Consider the following 18373-nt stretch of genomic DNA (forward strand, 5'->3'; position numbering starts at 1 on the left):
ATGTTATAAAAGATTTATAATATAGTGTTAACATGCGTTAAACGGTTTGAAATGTTAAAATTTTGGTCTTAAATTTGATTTAATCTAAAAACATTAAAAACTTATATAATTAAAGATGAAAAAATATACAGGATACTTATTAGTTGGATTAGTGAGCTCTATGACAACTATGGGAGGTTTTTATTTGATGAACGAAAATGGAAGTAATCCATTTATTACAAATGCAAGTAATCAGAAAAATGGAGACTTTGAATTTGTAGATTATAAAGGAAATTACAATTACGATGCGCCAAACTTTGTGCAAGCATCTAATAAAGCTGTACATACAGTTGTGAGTATCAAAAATTATTCGAATCAAAGACAGCAACAACAGCAACAAATGTTTGATCCTTTTGATTTCTTTTTTGGTCAACCAGAACAACAACAAAGAAGAAGACAACAACAGCAACCAGATCAAGATCAACCATCCGGAATGGGTTCTGGTGTAATTATTTCTCAAGATGGATATATAGTTACAAATAATCACGTGATACAAGGTGCTTCTAAGATTGAAGTGACTTTGAATAATCAAAAAAGTTATATTGCTGAATTAGTTGGAACTGATCCAAGTACAGATATTGCCTTATTGAAAATTAGTGAAAAAGGTTTACCATTCACAAAATTTGTCGATTCTGATGCCATTAATGTTGGAGATTGGGTGTTAGCAGTTGGTAATCCATTTGGATTGACTTCTACTGTTACAGCAGGTATTGTTTCAGCAAAAGGGCGTAGCATTAATATTTTAGGTAAAAATTCTGAATCACCAATCGAATCGTTTATTCAAACCGATGCAGCGATTAATCCAGGAAACTCTGGTGGTGCTTTGGTGAATGCAAACGGAGATTTAATTGGTATTAATACAGCTATTTCTTCGCCAACAGGAGCTTATTCTGGTTACGGGTTTGCTGTTCCTGCAAACTTGGTAAAAAAAGTTGTTGAGGATATCAAATCGTACGGAATTGTACAACGTGGATATTTAGGTATCAAAGGTTTTGATTTATCGAATGAAGATGCTGTAAAACAATATAACAAACAGTTCAAAAAGAACATTAAAACCGATAATGGAGTAATGGTAACTGAATTGGTTGCGAAAGGATCAGCAATTGATTCTGGAATCGAAGAAGGAGACATCATTACAGCTGTTGATGGAAAACCAATTACATCTTTCTCTTCGTTATCATTCATCGTAGGTAGCAAACGTCCTGGTGACAATGTTGCACTTACTGTAAGACGTGGAAACTCTGAGAAAACATACAACATCACATTGAAAGATGCTAAAGGAAGCACTAAAGTGAGAAGCAAATCTGACTTAACGCCAACTGAAGTTCTTGGTGCAGAATTTGAGCCATTAACAGAACGTCAAAAAGATAGTTTCGGAATTAATTATGGTGTCATGGTAAAACATTTAGATAATGCAGGAAAATTAGCAGCAGCAGGTGTTCAAGAAGAATTTATTATCTTATCTATCAATGATAAAAATGTAAGTTCACAAGACGATATCGAAAAAATCTTAAAAAATTATAAAGGTCGCGTGTCAATTAAATTTGCAGATTATTACGGACGAATCTATACAAAAGGATTCACGATGGATTAAAATTTTGAGTAGATTTTAAATTTTAATAAATCATTATAAATAGCTACAACAAGATAAGTTGTAGCTATTTATATTTACATTATATTTGTTTAACGAAAAACTATCCCATATTTATTAAAAAAATTATTCTTTCACTCTTTCTTTTGTTTAGTTCTTTTTCTTATTAACAAGAAGTTCTATGGGGACCAACCTTAAGCTACTCTAATCAATCTGGAAACTTTGGTAAAGCAGGTTTATTTTTTCTTTTCGGCTTAGGTGATAATATGGTTGATTTTAAATTAGACTCAAATGCTAATATGGGATATATGCGAGATAATTTTCACGTAATTCCTGAAGTTGGCATTACAGGATATGTTGCCGCGAGCCAGTTGATGTATATTTTTCCATTTGTAGAAAGTGAATTTACACCTTATACAATTACTCCAAAAGCTGGTATTTCATTAGCTTCTTTTGTAGATTTTGGTTTTGGATATGGTTTTAAGATTAATAAAAAAGATAGTTTTAAACCTATCAAAGGTTTTCAATTTTCAATTGGAGTAAATATACCTCTCAATTTGAAATAAAAAATCATTAATGATGATGAAAATTTATTTTTTGGGAGAAAGCTAAATAATTCATTAATTTTATCACATGAAAAAGTTCATCGCAATCTTTGTTTTTATCATTAGTTTTCAAGCGAAAGCACAACAAAATTTATCCGATTATTTTACAATTAATCTTGGTTATGAATATTGGAACGGAAATTACGGAAAAGTTGGAACAGATTTGTTCTTAGTACAAGATAATAACAATATTTTGACGTTTAGCGCCAATGCTAATTTGGGTTATATGAAAGACAAATTTCGTGTAATTCCAGAAGTTGGAGCTGGATATATGTTCAATTTTCGCAACAATACTGGTGATCCATATAGCTCTAACTTTAACTCTGCTTTTTATGTTATCCGTACTGAAGTTTCTCCGTGGACAATTACTCCAAAAGCTGGTATCGCAGTTTTGAGCATTGTAGAGTTAAATGCTGGCTATTCTTTCGAGTTTAGAGAAAATAAGGATTTTAAAGATATGAGCGGTTTCCGAGCTGGATTAACTATTCACTTGCCGACTCAGCTTTTTTAGCATTTCTAATACTTTTACGCAATTCTTTCAAACGAATATATAAATCTGAAGTCGACGCATTTTCTTCAATTGCATTAAAAATAAAGACACCTTTATCAATATAAAAGAAGATGATAGCTTCGTGATCTGCTACTTTAAAAGCATTTGTAATCCCATTTATTTTGTTCTCAACCCAAGATAATTTGCATGTTTTCAAATCAAAAATATGATCTTCATTACCCAAAATATCTTTGAAGATTAATTGTTCTCCTTGCGCATACAACACACCACTTCCTTGAAAAGATTTCATTTTAAGAAATCTACCTTGCGGACGCCCAATATTATAACGTACAACAGCCTTTAGATCTACCTGATTTGGCAAACTTTTCAGTGTATGTTGTTCATTTTTCTCTCTGACTTTCGCATCAGATACGGCAATAACAAAGAATATCGAAACAAAAATTCCGAAAATCAAAAATATAATTAGGATTGATATGATTGGTGCCATAATGTACTTAAATGTTAAGTAAAGTTATAAAAAAGCTTGAATTAAAATCTAAATAAACCATTTTTTTTACCTTAGCTTCGCAAACTGATAAAAATTACGAATGAATAAATTAATTTGGTTATTATTTCCCGCCACAATCTTTGCTCAAAAAGGCGAAACACAAATCAAAGCAAATGCCTTAACTATGCCTCTTGCAATGATAAATCTTGGTGTAGAGCATGCACTAACAGATAGAATAACTTTACAAGCTGACGGATTTATCTCTCCTTGGAAATCATTTGCAGGAAATCATTTACAAATGTATATGGCTTTTGGTGAAGGTCGATATTACTTTGATAAATCTTTTAGTAAGTTTTATGTAGGTCCAAATATTGGTGTTGGTTTCTTTGATATTCAAAAATGGAATTATTGGAACACTGATAAATACCAACGAGGAATAGCAATTTTAACTGGTGCTACAATTGGTTATCAAGTAAAAATCAACGAATATTGGGGATTGGATGTTTTTGTTGGTGGAGGACATTCACAAGGAAATTACAAAGGATATTATAAAGAAGATTCTCCTAATTTTGGTCGATACGATTCTGCGCAATCATTCAATAAAAGTGGAGAATGGTTACTTTACAAAGGTGGCGTCATGCTTACATATAAATTTAAACGAAAAAAATCCAACTAAAATTAGTTGGATTTTTTTATCTATGTTTCTTGTACTCTTTTTACACAGGCGTATTCATATCGAAAGCCTCAAGATATTCGGCAACACGTTTTACAAACATACCTCCCAAAGCACCATCCACAACGCGGTGATCGTAAGCATGAGATAAGTACATTTTGTGACGAATTGCAATCATATCTCCTTGTGGAGTTTCGATAACAGCAGGTTTTTTCACAATTGCACCAACAGCTAAAATAGCTACTTGTGGTTGAGGAATAATTGGCGTTCCTAATGTATTTCCGAAAGAACCAATATTTGTAATTGTATATGTTCCTCCTTGAATTTCTACTGGTTTCAATTTATTGTTACGAGCTCTATTCGCTAAATCATTAACTTGAGAAGCTAATCCGGCTAAATTATATTGATCTGCATTTTTGATAACAGGAACAATTAAATTTCCACTTGGTAAAGCTGCTGCCATTCCAATATTGATATTTTTCTTTTTGATGATTTTATCTCCATCAACCGAAATATTAATCATTGGGAAATCTTGAATTGCTTTTGCTACAGCTTCAATAAAAATTGGCATGAAGGTAATTTTCTCACCATGTTTTTTCTGAAACTCATTTTTATTTTTATCTCTCCACAACACAATATTCGTCATATCAACTTCTACGAAAGACGTTACGTGCGGAGCAATTTGTTTTGCTTGTAACATATTTTGCGCAATAATCTTACGCATTCTATCCATTTCGATGATTTCATCACCTTCACCAACAGAAATAGGCGCAGATTGCACTTGTGGTGCTTGAGGTTGAGCAACTGGTGCAGCAACAGAAGTCGTAACAACTGTTTTCGCTGGTTGATTTCCTCTATTTTTAACGAAATCCAAAATATCATCTTTCGTTACACGTCCGTCTTTTCCTGAACCTAAAATTTGATCTAACTCAGCCTGAGAAACACCTTCTTCTTTCGCAATAGATTTTACTAAAGGAGAATAAAATTTATCATCTGACGAAGTAATAAGCGTTTCAGTTTTGATTGTTGCAACTTCAGCTTCGATAGATTTTGCTGCATCAGCAATTTCCTGATCGCTATTTGTATCTACTTCTTCTACCGAATCAGCTTGTTCTACAACTCTATCAACAGACAAAATTGCGATAGGCTCACCTACTTTTGCAATTTTGTCTACTGGAACTAAGATTTCTTTTAAAACTCCTGCAACTGGCGAAGGAACATCAGAATCTACTTTATCTGTTGCGATTTCTACAACCGATTCATCTTCACTAATCGAATCGCCAATATTTTTGATCCAATTTGTTACAGTAGCTTCCATTACACCTTCTCCCATAGAAGGTAGAATTAATTTATAGTCAGACATTCTTGTGTTATTTGCTAAATACAAATCTAAACATTTTTTCGATTCAAAAAAATACTGTTAAAAAGATTAATGTATTTTATTTTTAAATTATTCGCATTAATATCATAAATAATTATCAATTTAATAATTGATCTAACATTTATAAGATTATTTTTAATGATTTGATAGTTTTGATTGCATAAAAAAATCCCCCAATCTAAGATTGAGGGACTTTTTGAAATATTAAGAATGATTCTTAAGCTTCGTAAGTTGCAGTACCGTTGTTTACTTGAGGTTCTTTGATTTCACCAAAGCTTTTCTCAAAGTTAGTTACGTTTTCTGCTAACGATTGAGATAATTGTTTTGCTTGTAATGGAGACAAAATAATTCTTGATTTTACTGATGGTCTAGCACCTGGTAAAAATTGAACGAAATCTACAACGAACTCAGATGGTGAGTGGTTGATGATTGCTCCTGTAGCATAAACACCTTGAGCTACTAATTCGTTTAACTCAATGTTTAATCCTTCGTTTTGTTGATTTTCTGACATTATAATTCTTGTTTTGCGTTTATTAATTCCTCGTATTCACGGTTAGATCCTACGATGATGTTTTGATACTCTTTTAATCCAGTTCCGGCAGGAATTAAGTGACCAACAATAACGTTTTCTTTTAATCCTACTAAACCGTCTACTTTACCAGCTACAGCTGCTTCGTTAAGAACTTTTGTAGTTTCCTGGAACGATGCCGCAGACATGAAAGATTTAGTTTGTAAAGACGCTCTTGTAATACCTTGTAAAACTGCCTCTGCTGTTGCAGGTAAAGCCTCACGAGCTGTCACTAAGTTTTTGTCTTCACGTTTTAATTTAGAGTTTTCGTCACGTAATTCGCGAACTGTGATGATTTGTCCTGGACTTAATGTGTCAGAATCACCAGCATCTTCTACGACTTTCATTCCAAATAAACGATCGTTTTCTTGCATGAAATCGTCTTTGTGCTCTAAACTATCTTCTAAGAATCTTGAATCTCCTGAGTCTACAATACGAACTTTACGTAACATTTGACGTACGATAATTTCGAAGTGTTTGTCATCGATTTTTACCCCTTGTAAACGGTATACATCTTGAATCTCGTTTACTAAGTATTCTTGAACCGCTGTCGGCCCTAAGATTCTTAAAATATCTTCTGGTGTAATTGCTCCATCTGATAAAGGCTCACCTGCACGAACGAAGTCATTTTCTTGAACTAAGATCTGTGCTGATAATTTAACTAAGTAACGACGGATTTCACCATTTTTAGATTCAACGATGATTTCGCGGTTACCACGTTTTATTTTACCGAAAGATACAACTCCATCCATTTCACAAACAACTGATGGGTTAGATGGATTACGAGCCTCTAACAACTCTGTAATACGAGGTAAACCTCCTGTAATATCGCCAGATTTAGCTGACTTACGAGGGATCTTAACTAAGATTTTACCTGCATTAATTTTTTCACCATCATTTACCATTAAGTGTGCACCTACTGGTAAGTTATATGTTTTTTCTTCACCATCAATCGTGATAACTCTTAACGCTGGAACTAATTTTTTATTACGTGATTCAGAAATAACTTTTTCTTGGAATCCTGTTTGCTCATCGATTTCAATTTGGAAAGTTACCCCTTGCTCTAATTGTTCGTATTCGATTTTACCAGTAGATTCTGCGATGATTACCCCGTTATAAGGGTCCCAACTTGCAATCTCTTGACCTTTTTGAACTTTAGCTCCGTTTTTGACAGATAAGATAGTACCATAAGCGATGTTAGTTTGTTGACGAACGTTTCCTAAATCGTCAATTACTTTCATCTCTGTAGAACGAGAAACAACTGTATCTACTTTGTTACCTGCATCATCTGTCGATTCAACAGTACGTAAGTCATCAAACTCAACTGTACCATCAACTTTAGCATTAATTGTATTTTGCTCAGAAACGTTACCCGCAGTACCCCCAACGTGGAAAGTACGTAATGTTAACTGTGTACCAGGCTCACCAATAGATTGCGCAGCAACTACACCAACTGATTCACCTTTCTGAACACCTTTACCTGTAGCTAAGTTGCGTCCGTAACATTTAGCACAAATTCCAGTTTTCGCTTCACATGTTAATGGAGAACGAACTTCTACATTTTCAATACCAGCTGCTTCTAAGGCATCACCAATATCTTCTGTAATAATGTTACCAGCAGAAATGATTAATTCACCATTATCTGGGTTGTAAATATCATTTAATGAAGTACGACCTAATACACGAGAAGATAAACTTTCGATGATTTCTTCTTTTTTCTTAAGTGCAGATACTTCTAAACCTCTTAATGTACCACAATCTTCGTGCATTACGATAACGTCTTGTGCAACGTCAACTAAACGACGAGTCAAGTATCCAGCATCGGCAGTTTTTAAGGCAGTATCCGCAAGACCTTTACGCGCACCGTGCGAAGAAATAAAGTACTCTAAGATAGACAGACCTTCACGGAAGTTAGAGATAATTGGGTTTTCGATGATATCCCCACCAGTAGAACCAGCTTTTTGAGGTTTAGCCATCAATCCACGCATACCTGATAACTGACGAATTTGCTCTTTAGATCCACGAGCTCCAGAATCAAGCATCATGAATACAGAGTTAAATCCTTGTTGATCTTCTGTCATACGTTTCATTACAATTTCTGTTAAAGTTGCGTTTGTTGTTGTCCAAACATCAATAACTTGGTTGTAACGTTCGTTATTTGTAATAAGACCCATGTTATAGTTCATCTTAATGTTCTCAACTTGGTTGATCGCACCTGAGATAAGGTCTTTCTTTTGTTCTGGGATTAAGATATCTCCTAATGAGAATGATAAACCACCCTCGAAGGCATTACGGTATCCTAATTGTTTCATATCATCTAAGAAAGCAGCCGTCGTAGGGAAATCTGTAATCTTGATAATTTTATTAATAATTGTGCGTAACGATTTTTTCGTTAATACTTCATTAATATAACCTACTTGTTTCGGAACGATTTGGTTAAATAACACACGTCCTACTGAAGTTTCGATTAATTGATTTTCTACTAACTCCTCTCCTACACGAATTGTTCCTTTTACACGAATTGGCGCGTTTAAGTCAACAGCTCCTTCGTTGTATGCAATTTGAACTTCTTCATCTGAATAGAAAGTTAATCCTTCACCTTTTACTGTAAATTGGTGGTCTGTACGACGAATTTTCGTCATGTAGTAAAGACCTAAAACCATATCCTGAGAAGGTACAGTAATTGGAGATCCATTTGCAGGATTCAAAATATTTTGAGAAGCCAACATTAATAATTGTGCTTCTAAAACAGCTTCTGGTCCTAATGGTAAGTGAACAGCCATCTGGTCACCATCGAAATCGGCATTGAAGGCAGTACACACTAATGGGTGTAAACGAATTGCTTTACCTTCGATTAATTTCGGTTGGAATGCTTGGATACCTAAACGGTGTAACGTAGGGGCACGGTTTAATAAAACTGGATGACCTTTGATTACATTTTCTAAAATATCCCAAACAACTGGCTCTTTTCTATCGATAATTTTCTTAGCCGATTTAACTGTTTTTACAATTCCACGCTCGATTAATTTACGAACTACGAATGGTTTGTATAATTCAGCTGCCATATCTTTTGGTAAACCACATTCGTGTAATTTAAGTGTTGGTCCAACAACAATTACAGAACGAGCAGAATAATCTACACGTTTACCTAATAAGTTTTGACGGAAACGACCTTGTTTACCTTTTAATGAATCAGATAATGATTTTAACGGACGGTTACCATCAGCTTTTACAGCAGATGCTTTACGCGTGTTATCAAATAATGAATCAACCGCTTCTTGTAACATACGTTTTTCATTACGTAAGATTACTTCTGGCGCTTTGATTTCCATTAATCGTTTCAAACGATTGTTACGGATAATTACACGACGATATAAATCATTTAAATCTGATGTTGCAAAACGACCACCATCTAATGGAACTAACGGACGTAATTCTGGTGGAATAACCGGAATAACGCGCATTACCATCCATTCTGGACGGTTTACGTGGTGCATATTTGACTCACGTAACGACTCAACAACTTGTAAACGTTTTAACGCTTCTGTACGACGTTGTTTAGAAGTTTCGTTGTGTGCTTTGTGTCTTAATTCGTAAGATAACTCATCTAAATTGATACGAGATAATAGGTCTTCTAATGCTTCAGCACCCATTTTCGCAACGAATTTATTAGGATCTGTATCTTCTAGATATTGATTCTCGATTGGAAGAGTTTCTAAGATATCTAAATACTCTTCTTCTGATAAGAAATCTAATCTATTTAATTCTTCACCTTCTGGTCCTTTTGCGATACCTGGTTGAATCACTACATATCTTTCATAGTAAATTACCATGTCTAATTTCTTAGATGGTAATCCTAAGATGTAACCAATTTTGTTTGGTAATGAACGGAAATACCAAATATGTGCAATTGGCACAACAAGATTGATGTGTCCAATACGCTCACGACGAACTTTCTTTTCAGTAACTTCAACCCCACAACGGTCACAAACGATACCTTTATAACGGATTCTTTTATATTTTCCGCAGGCACATTCGTAATCTTTTACAGGTCCAAAGATACGCTCACAGAATAACCCGTCACGCTCTGGTTTGTGCGTTCTATAGTTAATCGTTTCAGGTTTTAAAACTTCACCTTTAGATTCTTGAAGAATCGATTCTGGAGAAGCTAACCCGATACGGATTTTTGAGAATTGACTTGTTTTATTTTTTGTTGACATATAGAAATGTATCTAACAATTATATTATTATAACGAAAAAGGTAGAATAATAGGTTGCCCTATTATTCTTCCAAGTTTATGTCTAATCCAAGACCTTGTAATTCATGTAACAATACGTTAAATGATTCTGGAATACCAGGTTCTGGCATTGGCTCTCCTTTTACGATTGCTTCGTAAGTTTTCGCACGTCCAATTACGTCATCCGACTTAACTGTTAAGATTTCGCGTAAGATATTAGATGCACCGAATGCTTCTAATGCCCAAACCTCCATCTCTCCGAAACGTTGTCCACCGAATTGTGCTTTACCTCCTAATGGTTGTTGAGTAATTAATGAGTATGGTCCGATAGAACGCGCGTGCATTTTGTCGTCAACCATGTGTCCTAATTTCAACATGTAAATCACCCCTACAGTAGCTTTTTGATCAAAACGTTCTCCAGTATTACCGTCATATAAATATGTTGTACCGTGTTTTGGAATACCTGCTTCTTCTGTGATGCGATCGATATCAGCGATTTCAGCACCATCGAAGATAGGTGTAGCAAATTTTTGACCCATTTTAAGTCCAGCCCATCCTAATACCGTTTCATAAATCTGACCGATATTCATACGAGATGGTACCCCAAGTGGATTAAGTACGATATTTACTGGCGTTCCGTCTTCTAAGAAAGGCATATCTTCGTCGCGAACGATACGTGCAACAATACCTTTGTTACCGTGACGTCCTGCCATTTTATCCCCTACTCTTAGTTTACGTTTTTTCGCAATGTAGATTTTTGCTAATTTAACGATACCTGCAGGTAACTCGTCTCCAACAGAGATTGTAAATCTTTCGCGGTTAAGTGCTCCTTGTAAATCATTGTACTTAATTTTGTAATTATGTAACAATTCTTTTACTAATTCGTTCTTATCCTCGTCTGTTGTCCAAAGAGATTCTGCTCCAGTTAAATTTAAGAAATCTTCAACATTAGATAAGATTTTTTGTGTGTATTTTACACCTTTCTTGATTACTTCTTCATTCAAGTCGTTGTAAATACCTTGAGAAGTTTTTCCGTTTAATAAAACGTATAATTTCTCTAATAAAATCTCTCTTAATTCGTTGAATTTAACGTCGTACTCAGCTTCTACACTATCAATAATAGCTTTGTCTTGAGAACGTTTACGTTTATCCTTAATACTACGTGAGAATAATTTTTTGTCGATAACAACACCACGTAATGATGGAGAGGCTTTAAGAGAAGCATCTTTTACATCACCTGCTTTGTCACCAAAGATCGCACGTAATAATTTTTCTTCTGGAGTTGGATCAGATTCTCCTTTTGGAGTAATCTTACCAATCAAGATATCACCAGGTTTTACTTCTGCTCCAATACGGATCATACCGTTTTCGTCTAAGTCTTTTGTAGCCTCTTCTGAAACGTTAGGAATGTCTGAAGTTAATTCTTCCATACCTAATTTTGTATCACGTACATCTAATGAATACTCATCGATGTGGATAGATGTAAACCAGTCTTCGCGAACAGCTTTTTCAGAGATTACAATAGCATCCTCGAAGTTGTACCCCTGCCAAGGCATAAAGGCAACAACCATGTTACGACCAATTGCTAATTCTCCTCCTTCTGTTGCATAACCTTCAGATAAAACTTGTCCTTTCTCTACACGATCACCAACTTTTACAATTGGTTTCAACGTAATTGTAGTTCCTTGATTCGTCTTTCTGAATTTTGTTAAATTATATGTTTTCTCAGCAGTATCGAAGCTTACTAATTCTTCGTCTTCTGAACGATCATATTTAATTGTTATAATGTCAGCATCAACATAAGTTACTGTACCTTCACGTTCTGCATTTACTAAGATTCTTGAATCTTTTGCAACTTGTTTTTCTAATCCAGTACCTACAATTGGTGCTTGAGGTTTTAATAATGGAACTGCCTGACGCATCATGTTCGATCCCATTAACGCACGGTTGGCGTCATCATGCTCCAAGAAAGGAATTAATGATGCTGAGATAGAAGCAATCTGGTTAGGTGCAACGTCAATTAAATCAACTTCTGCTGGCGTTACAACAGGGAAATCCCCATCTTCACGAGCAGTTACACGTTCAGTAGCAATAGTACCATCGTCTGTCATGTCGATATTGGCTTGAGCAATTACTTTTGATTCCTCCTCTTCCGCAGTTAAATAGATTGGTGCTGATTCGACGTCCACTTTTCCATCTTCTACTTTTCTGTACGGTGTTTCGATGAACCCTAAGTTATTAACTTTAGCGAATACACATAATGACGAAATCAAACCAATGTTTGGTCCCTCAGGAGTTTCAATTGGACATAAACGTCCGTAATGAGTGTGGTGTACGTCACGTACCTCGAATCCCGCTCTTTCTCTTGATAAACCTCCAGGTCCTAATGCTGATAAACGACGTTTGTGTGTAATCTCTGATAATGGATTTGTTTGGTCCATGAACTGAGATAACTGGTTCGTTCCGAAGAATGAGTTGATAACAGATGATAATGTTTTAGCATTAATCAAATCGATTGGTGTAAACACCTCGTTGTCACGAACATTCATTCTTTCACGGATAGTTCTAGCCATACGAGCTAAACCTACTCCGAATTGGCTAGCCATTTGCTCACCTACCGTTCTTACACGACGGTTAGATAAGTGGTCGATATCATCCACCTCTGCTTTAGAGTTGATTAATTCGATTAAGTATTTAATAATCGAAATGATATCTTCACGAGTCAATACTTGTACGTCCTCGCTAATGCTTAAGCCTAATTTTTTATTTAATCTGTAACGACCTACTTCACCTAATGAATAACGTTGATCAGAGAAGAATAATTTGTCAATAATTCCTCTTGCTGTTTCCTCATCTGGTGGCTCAGCGTTACGTAATTGTCTATAGATATACTCTACTGCCTCTTTTTCAGTATTAGTAGGGTCTTTTTGTAAAGTATTATGGATAATTCCATAATCAGCAGAATTGATGTCTTCTTTGTGTAATAAAATCGTCTTAACACCAGAATCTACGATTTGATCGATGTGATCTTTCTCTAAGATTGTTTCACGGTCTAAGATAATTTCATTACGCTCGATAGATACAACTTCTCCTGTATCTTCATCTACGAAATCCTCGTGCCATGTATTTAATACACGTGCAGCAAGTTTACGACCTACAACTTTCTTTAAATTAGCTTTATTAACTTTTACTTCTTCTGCTAAGTCGAAAATTTCTAAGATATCTTTATCTCTTTCGTATCCGATAGCACGTAATAAGGTAGTTAATGGTAACTTTTTCTTACGATCGATGTAAGCGTACATTACGCTGTTGATGTCTGTTGCGAACTCAATCCAAGATCCTTTGAAAGGAATGATACGAGATGAGTACAATTTTGTACCATTCGCGTGGAAAGATTGTCCGAAGAATACCCCAGGAGAACGGTGTAATTGAGATACAATAACACGCTCTGCACCATTAATAATGAATGATCCTGAAGGAGACATATAAGGAATTGTTCCTAAGTATACGTCTTGCACTACAGTTTCGAAATCTTCGTGTTCTTCGTCCGTACAGTACAATTTAAGACGAGCTTTCAATGGTACGCTGTACGTTAATCCTCTTTCGATACACTCATCAATTGTGTAACGTGGTGGATCTACGAAATAATCTAAGAATTCTAAAACAAACTGATTGCGAGTATCCGTAATTGGAAAATTCTCAGCAAATGTTCGGTAAAGACCTTCATTTTTTCGTTGGTCAGGTCTTGTTTCCAACTGGAAAAAATCTTCAAACGATTTGATCTGAATGTCAAGGAAATCTGGGAACTGAGCGACTGCTTTTGCAGAAGAGAAGTTCAATCTTTCTTTTTTCTCAGTCGAGTTGCTTAATGTTGCTTTAGTGGCCAATTTCGAATGAATTTTGGTTTATATAATGACTTTATGCGTAAAAAGGTTTAGACCTAACACGTCCTGTGTTAGGTCCAAACCTATATTTTTGAGTAATAAAAATTACTTCAATTCTACTACTGCACCAGCTTCTTCTAGCTGTTTCTTTAAAGCTTCAGCTTCGTCTTTAGAAACTGCTTCTTTAACTGTTGCTGGAGTTGAATCTACTAAATCTTTAGCTTCTTTTAATCCTTTTCCAGTTAATTCTTTAACTAATTTAACAACTGCTAATTTAGATGCACCTGCTTCTTTTAAGATTACGTCGAATTCTGATTGCTCTTCAGCAGCTTCACCTGCTCCACCTGCAGCAACAACTACAGCAGCAGCAGCTGGTTCGATTCCGTATTCATCTTTTAAGATTGTAGATAATTCATTAACTTCTAATACTGTTAAGTTTACTAACTCTTCAGCTAATTTTTTTAAATCTGCCATTTTAATGCTTTTTGTTTTTTAAACTTTTATTTGATATGAGTGTGTCTTATTCTTCTGAAGCTCCTTCTTCTGCTTTTGCAGCCTCTTTGTTCTCTAATTGAGAAACAACAGTTTTGATTGGAGATTGAAGTAACATGATGATGTCTGCGATTAATTCTTCGCGAGATTTCAATGCTACTAATTGTGGTAATTTGTCATCACCTATGAATGTATTATCTTCAATCCAAGCTCCTTTTAAAATAGGTTTTTCAGATTTTTTTCTGAAAGTATCGATTACTTTAGCTGGTGCATTACCAACTTCAGCAGTCATTAATGCTGTATTTCCTTTTAAAGATCCGTAAAGCTCTTCGAAGTTTTTGTCTTCGATTTGCTCCATAGCTTTCTTTAATAAAGTGTTTTTTACTACGCGTAAAGATACATTGCTTTTGAAGCAAGCTCTTCTTAATTCAGTAGTATTAACAGCGTTTAATCCGTCGATATCTGCTAAGTAGATGATTTTTGCTTCTGCTAATACAGCTTGCAATTCATCTATCATATTTGCTTTATCTTGTTTTGTCATTGCCATAATCTACTAATTTTAAGCGTTTACACTTTTTGGATCTACTGATACACCTACAGATTGAGTTGTAGAAAGCGTGATGCTTTTTACATATGTTCCTTTAGCAGCTGTTGGTTTTAATTTAATTAAAGTTTGAATTAACTCATTCGCATTTTCTTTAATTTTATCAGCATCGAAAGATACTTTACCAACTGCAGCGTGGATGATTCCGTAACGATCTACTTTGAAGTCGATTTTACCTGCTTTTACTTCAGAAACGGCTTTACCTACTTCTAAAGTTACAGTACCTGATTTTGGGTTAGGCATTAATCCACGAGGTCCTAAAACACGTCCTAATGGTCCTAATTTACCCATAACAGCTGGCATAGTAACGATAACGTCAACATCTGTCCAACCTTCTTTAATTTTTTGTAAGTATTCGTCTAATCCTACATAGTCTGCACCTGCTGCTTTAGCTTCTGCTTCTTTGTCTGGAGTAACTAATGCTAATACTTTTACATCTTTACCTGTTCCGTGTGGTAATGAAACTACACCACGAACCATTTGGTTAGCTTTCTTAGGATCTACACCTAAACGAACTGCTATATCTACAGAAGCATCAAACTTAGCGTAGTTAACTTCCTTTACTAATGATGATGCTTCATCAATAGAGTAAAGTTTGTTTTTTTCTACTTTAGCTAATACTTCTTTTTGTCTTTTTGTTAACTTTGCCATTTCCTAAAATGTTTTAATTATTCTGGAGCTTGCCCACCTTTTACAGTTATACCCATAGAACGTGCAGTTCCAGCAACCATTTTCATAGCAGATTCAACAGTAAAACAGTTCATGTCCGCTAATTTGTCTTCAGCAATAGCTCTAACTTGATCCCAAGTAACAGTACCAACTTTTTGACGGTTTGGTACACCTGATGCTTTTTTCAATTTCGCAGCTTCCATTAACTGAATAGCAGCTGGTGGAGTTTTAATTACGAAATCGAATGATTTGTCTTGATACACAGTAATAACAACTGGTAACACTGCACCTTGTTTTTCTTGTGTACGTCCATTAAATTGTTTACAAAACTCCATGATGTTAACACCTGCAGCACCTAAAGCTGGCCCTACTGGTGGCGAAGGATTTGCTTGTCCTCCTTTAACTTGAAGTTTTACAACTTTTTCAATTTTTTTTGCCATTTTTTTAATTCTTAAAATTAAGCGTTATGTGGAAGCAGCCTAAATTTCTACTTTTAATTTGTTGATAGATTGATTATGCAATCTTTTCAACTTGGTTAAAACTTAACTCTAGTGGTGTTTTACGTCCGAAGATTAAAACCATCACTTCAAGTTTACGTTTATCTTCAATGATTTTTTCAACTGTTCCGTTGAAGCCATTGAATGGTCCGTCGATTACTTTTACAGTTTCTCCTACGATGTAAGATATTCCTAAGTTTGTATCAACGTTTTCTGCTAATTCGTCAACTTTACCTAACATTCGGTTAACTTCCGATTGTCTCATTGGTACAGGATCACCTCCTTTCGTTGCACTCAAAAAGCTAATTACACCTGATGTATTCTTTACCATGTGAGGAATTTCCCCTACAAGTTCGGCTTCTATCATGATGTAACCAGGAAAGTGTACTTTTTCCTTTTGATATTTTTTACCGTTACGGATTTGAATCACTTTTTCCATAGGAACAACAATTTGTCCTACATAATCATTCAAATTTTGGTACTGAATTTCTCTTTCAATATAATCCTTAACTTTCAGCTCTTGTCCAGCTACAGTCTTGATTACATACCATTTCTTTTCACTCATGATTCTAATTACTAAACGGGATATTTTACAAACTAAAAAGCGCCGTAGATAAAGTTAAGCACTTGTGTGAATAATGTATCTACCGCATATAAAAATATAGCTAACAAAACTGTAGCTATTGCAACAATAATTGTGTCTCTTTGTAGATCTGAGAATGATGGCCATGTAACATGATCTTTAAATTCTACAAAGGAATCTTTAAAATATTGTACGACTTTCATATCGTTTTCATTTAGCACGGGCACAAGGATTCGAACCCTGATCAACGGTTTTGGAGACCGCTATTCTACCATTGAACTATGCCCGTAGATAAAAAGAGTGGTAATCATTGAAGATTACCACATCTTCTATATTATATTTTGACTAATTAGTCTAAAATTTCAGTTACCTGACCAGCACCAACTGTACGTCCACCTTCACGGATTGCGAAACGTAAACCTTCGTTTAATGCGATTGGTTGTAATAATTCAACTGTAATAGTTAAGTTATCTCCTGGTAAAACCATCTCAACTCCTTCTGGTAAGTTGATTTCCCCTGTTACGTCAGTTGTACGTACGTAGAACTGTGGACGGTAACGGTTATGGAATGGAGTGTGACGACCACCTTCTTCTTTAGTTAAGATATAAACCTCAGCTTTGAATTTTTTGTGTGGTTTAACAGATCCTTGTTTTGCGATAACCATACCACGACGGATGTCAGTTTTATCAACACCACGTAATAATAAACCTACGTTATCACCAGCTTCACCTCTATCTAAGATTTTACGGAACATTTCAACACCTGTTACAGTAGAAGTTAATTTTTCTTCTCCCATACCAACGATGTCAACTGGATCCCCAGAGTTAATTACACCAGCCTCGATACGTCCTGTAGCAACAGTACCACGACCTGTAATAGAGAATACATCCTCTACTGGCATTAAGAATGGTTTATCTTGATCACGAACTGGTTGCTCAATCCACTCATCAACATTGTTCATTAAGTTTAATACAGTTTCAACCCATTGAGGCTCACCGTTTAATGCACCTAAAGCAGATCCTTGGATAACTGGAGTGTTATCTCCGTCATATTCGTAAGAAGATAATAAATCTCTTACTTCCATTTCTACTAACTCTAATAACTCAGCATCGTCAACCATATCAACTTTGTTTAAGAAAACAACGATACGAGGAACGTTTACTTGGCGACATAATAAGATGTGCTCACGAGTTTGAGGCATTGGACCATCAGTAGCAGCTACTACTAAGATACCACCATCCATTTGAGCAGCTCCTGTAACCATGTTTTTTACGTAATCCGCGTGACCTGGACAGTCAACGTGTGCGTAGTGACGGTTAGCAGTTTCATACTCTACGTGAGATGTATTAATTGTAATACCACGCTCTTTTTCTTCTGGAGCATTATCGATTTGATCGAAAGCTTTTGCTTCTGAATAACCAGCATCAGCTAATACTTTAGTAATCGCTGCAGTCAAAGTTGTTTTACCGTGGTCAACGTGACCAATAGTACCAATATTTAAGTGCGGCTTATTACGGTTGAAAGTTTCCTTTGCCATTTTACTTTTTATTA

Annotated in this window: 16 protein-coding genes and 1 tRNA gene; 4 read left to right on the forward strand and 13 right to left on the reverse strand. The window is 35.2% G+C overall.

Features of this window, described 5'->3' with window-relative positions; all coding sequences use genetic code 11:
- Positions 1-115 precede the first annotated feature (115 nt).
- The 3 genes from HXZ69_RS03865 (at position 116) to HXZ69_RS03875 (ending at position 2746) form a co-directional block, all read left to right on the forward strand.
- Positions 116-1633 carry a Do family serine endopeptidase gene (locus HXZ69_RS03865; RefSeq protein WP_286495064.1) on the forward strand — a complete coding sequence of 506 codons (1518 nt, stop codon included), beginning with the start codon at positions 116-118 and terminating at the stop codon, positions 1631-1633.
- 263 nt (positions 1634-1896) lie between these two features.
- Positions 1897-2196, forward strand: coding sequence for a hypothetical protein (locus HXZ69_RS03870; protein WP_286495066.1), 300 nt, complete (start codon positions 1897-1899; stop codon positions 2194-2196).
- A gap of 67 nt (positions 2197-2263) precedes the next feature.
- Complete coding sequence (locus HXZ69_RS03875) at positions 2264-2746, forward strand: hypothetical protein (protein ID WP_286495068.1); 483 nt, start codon at positions 2264-2266, stop codon at positions 2744-2746.
- Here HXZ69_RS03875 and HXZ69_RS03880 read toward each other — a convergent pair.
- On the reverse strand, positions 2718-3233 hold the full coding sequence (locus HXZ69_RS03880; RefSeq protein ID WP_286495070.1) for a hypothetical protein: 516 nt from the start codon (positions 3231-3233) through the stop codon (positions 2718-2720). The genes HXZ69_RS03875 and HXZ69_RS03880 overlap by 29 nt on opposite strands.
- Before the next feature lie 100 nt (positions 3234-3333).
- On the opposite strand from HXZ69_RS03880, the gene HXZ69_RS03885 reads away from it, so the two are divergent.
- Positions 3334-3909: a DUF3575 domain-containing protein gene (locus HXZ69_RS03885; protein WP_286495072.1), complete on the forward strand. Its 576-nt coding sequence runs from the start codon at positions 3334-3336 to the stop codon at positions 3907-3909.
- Positions 3910-3949: 40 nt separating this feature from the next.
- On the opposite strand, the gene HXZ69_RS03890 is transcribed toward HXZ69_RS03885, so the two are convergent.
- The 12 genes from HXZ69_RS03890 to tuf all read right to left on the reverse strand — a co-directional run bounded on the left by HXZ69_RS03890 (position 3950) and on the right by tuf (position 18359).
- On the reverse strand, positions 3950-5269 hold the full coding sequence (locus HXZ69_RS03890; protein WP_286495074.1) for a dihydrolipoamide acetyltransferase family protein: 1320 nt from the start codon (positions 5267-5269) through the stop codon (positions 3950-3952).
- Positions 5270-5504: 235 nt separating this feature from the next.
- Positions 5505-5798, reverse strand: a complete 294-nt coding sequence (locus HXZ69_RS03895) for a DUF3467 domain-containing protein (RefSeq protein ID WP_038331074.1) — start codon at positions 5796-5798, stop codon at positions 5505-5507.
- Complete coding sequence (gene rpoC / locus HXZ69_RS03900) at positions 5798-10075, reverse strand: DNA-directed RNA polymerase subunit beta' (protein ID WP_125349433.1); 4278 nt, start codon at positions 10073-10075, stop codon at positions 5798-5800. The genes HXZ69_RS03895 and rpoC overlap by 1 nt, the downstream gene beginning before the upstream one ends.
- A gap of 62 nt (positions 10076-10137) precedes the next feature.
- Positions 10138-13980 carry a DNA-directed RNA polymerase subunit beta gene (gene rpoB, locus HXZ69_RS03905; protein WP_125349434.1) on the reverse strand — a complete coding sequence of 1281 codons (3843 nt, stop codon included), beginning with the start codon at positions 13978-13980 and terminating at the stop codon, positions 10138-10140.
- A gap of 102 nt (positions 13981-14082) precedes the next feature.
- Positions 14083-14451 (reverse strand): 50S ribosomal protein L7/L12, encoded by a 369-nt coding sequence (gene rplL / locus HXZ69_RS03910; RefSeq protein WP_019974307.1) that lies wholly within the window; start codon positions 14449-14451, stop codon positions 14083-14085.
- Positions 14452-14497: 46 nt separating this feature from the next.
- A complete protein-coding gene (rplJ, locus tag HXZ69_RS03915) occupies positions 14498-15010 on the reverse strand; it encodes a 50S ribosomal protein L10 (RefSeq protein ID WP_286495168.1) in 513 nt (170 codons plus the stop codon).
- 18 nt (positions 15011-15028) lie between these two features.
- Positions 15029-15724, reverse strand: coding sequence for a 50S ribosomal protein L1 (gene rplA, locus HXZ69_RS03920; RefSeq protein ID WP_038331070.1), 696 nt, complete (start codon positions 15722-15724; stop codon positions 15029-15031).
- A 17-nt stretch (positions 15725-15741) separates the two neighbouring features.
- Entirely contained in the window at positions 15742-16182 is a 441-nt protein-coding gene (gene rplK, locus HXZ69_RS03925) for a 50S ribosomal protein L11 (RefSeq protein WP_038331069.1), read from the reverse strand.
- Positions 16183-16255: 73 nt separating this feature from the next.
- Complete coding sequence (gene nusG / locus HXZ69_RS03930) at positions 16256-16804, reverse strand: transcription termination/antitermination protein NusG (RefSeq protein ID WP_219033762.1); 549 nt, start codon at positions 16802-16804, stop codon at positions 16256-16258.
- A gap of 32 nt (positions 16805-16836) precedes the next feature.
- Entirely contained in the window at positions 16837-17025 is a 189-nt protein-coding gene (secE, locus tag HXZ69_RS03935; protein WP_038331172.1) for a preprotein translocase subunit SecE, read from the reverse strand.
- A 15-nt stretch (positions 17026-17040) separates the two neighbouring features.
- Positions 17041-17111: transfer RNA gene (locus HXZ69_RS03940), tRNA-Trp, on the reverse strand.
- Positions 17112-17171: 60 nt separating this feature from the next.
- Entirely contained in the window at positions 17172-18359 is a 1188-nt protein-coding gene (gene tuf, locus HXZ69_RS03945; RefSeq protein ID WP_038331067.1) for an elongation factor Tu, read from the reverse strand.
- Positions 18360-18373 lie beyond the last annotated feature (14 nt).

Source organism: Empedobacter sp. R132-2 (assembly GCF_030324375.1).
Classification (GTDB): domain Bacteria; phylum Bacteroidota; class Bacteroidia; order Flavobacteriales; family Weeksellaceae; genus Empedobacter; species Empedobacter falsenii_B.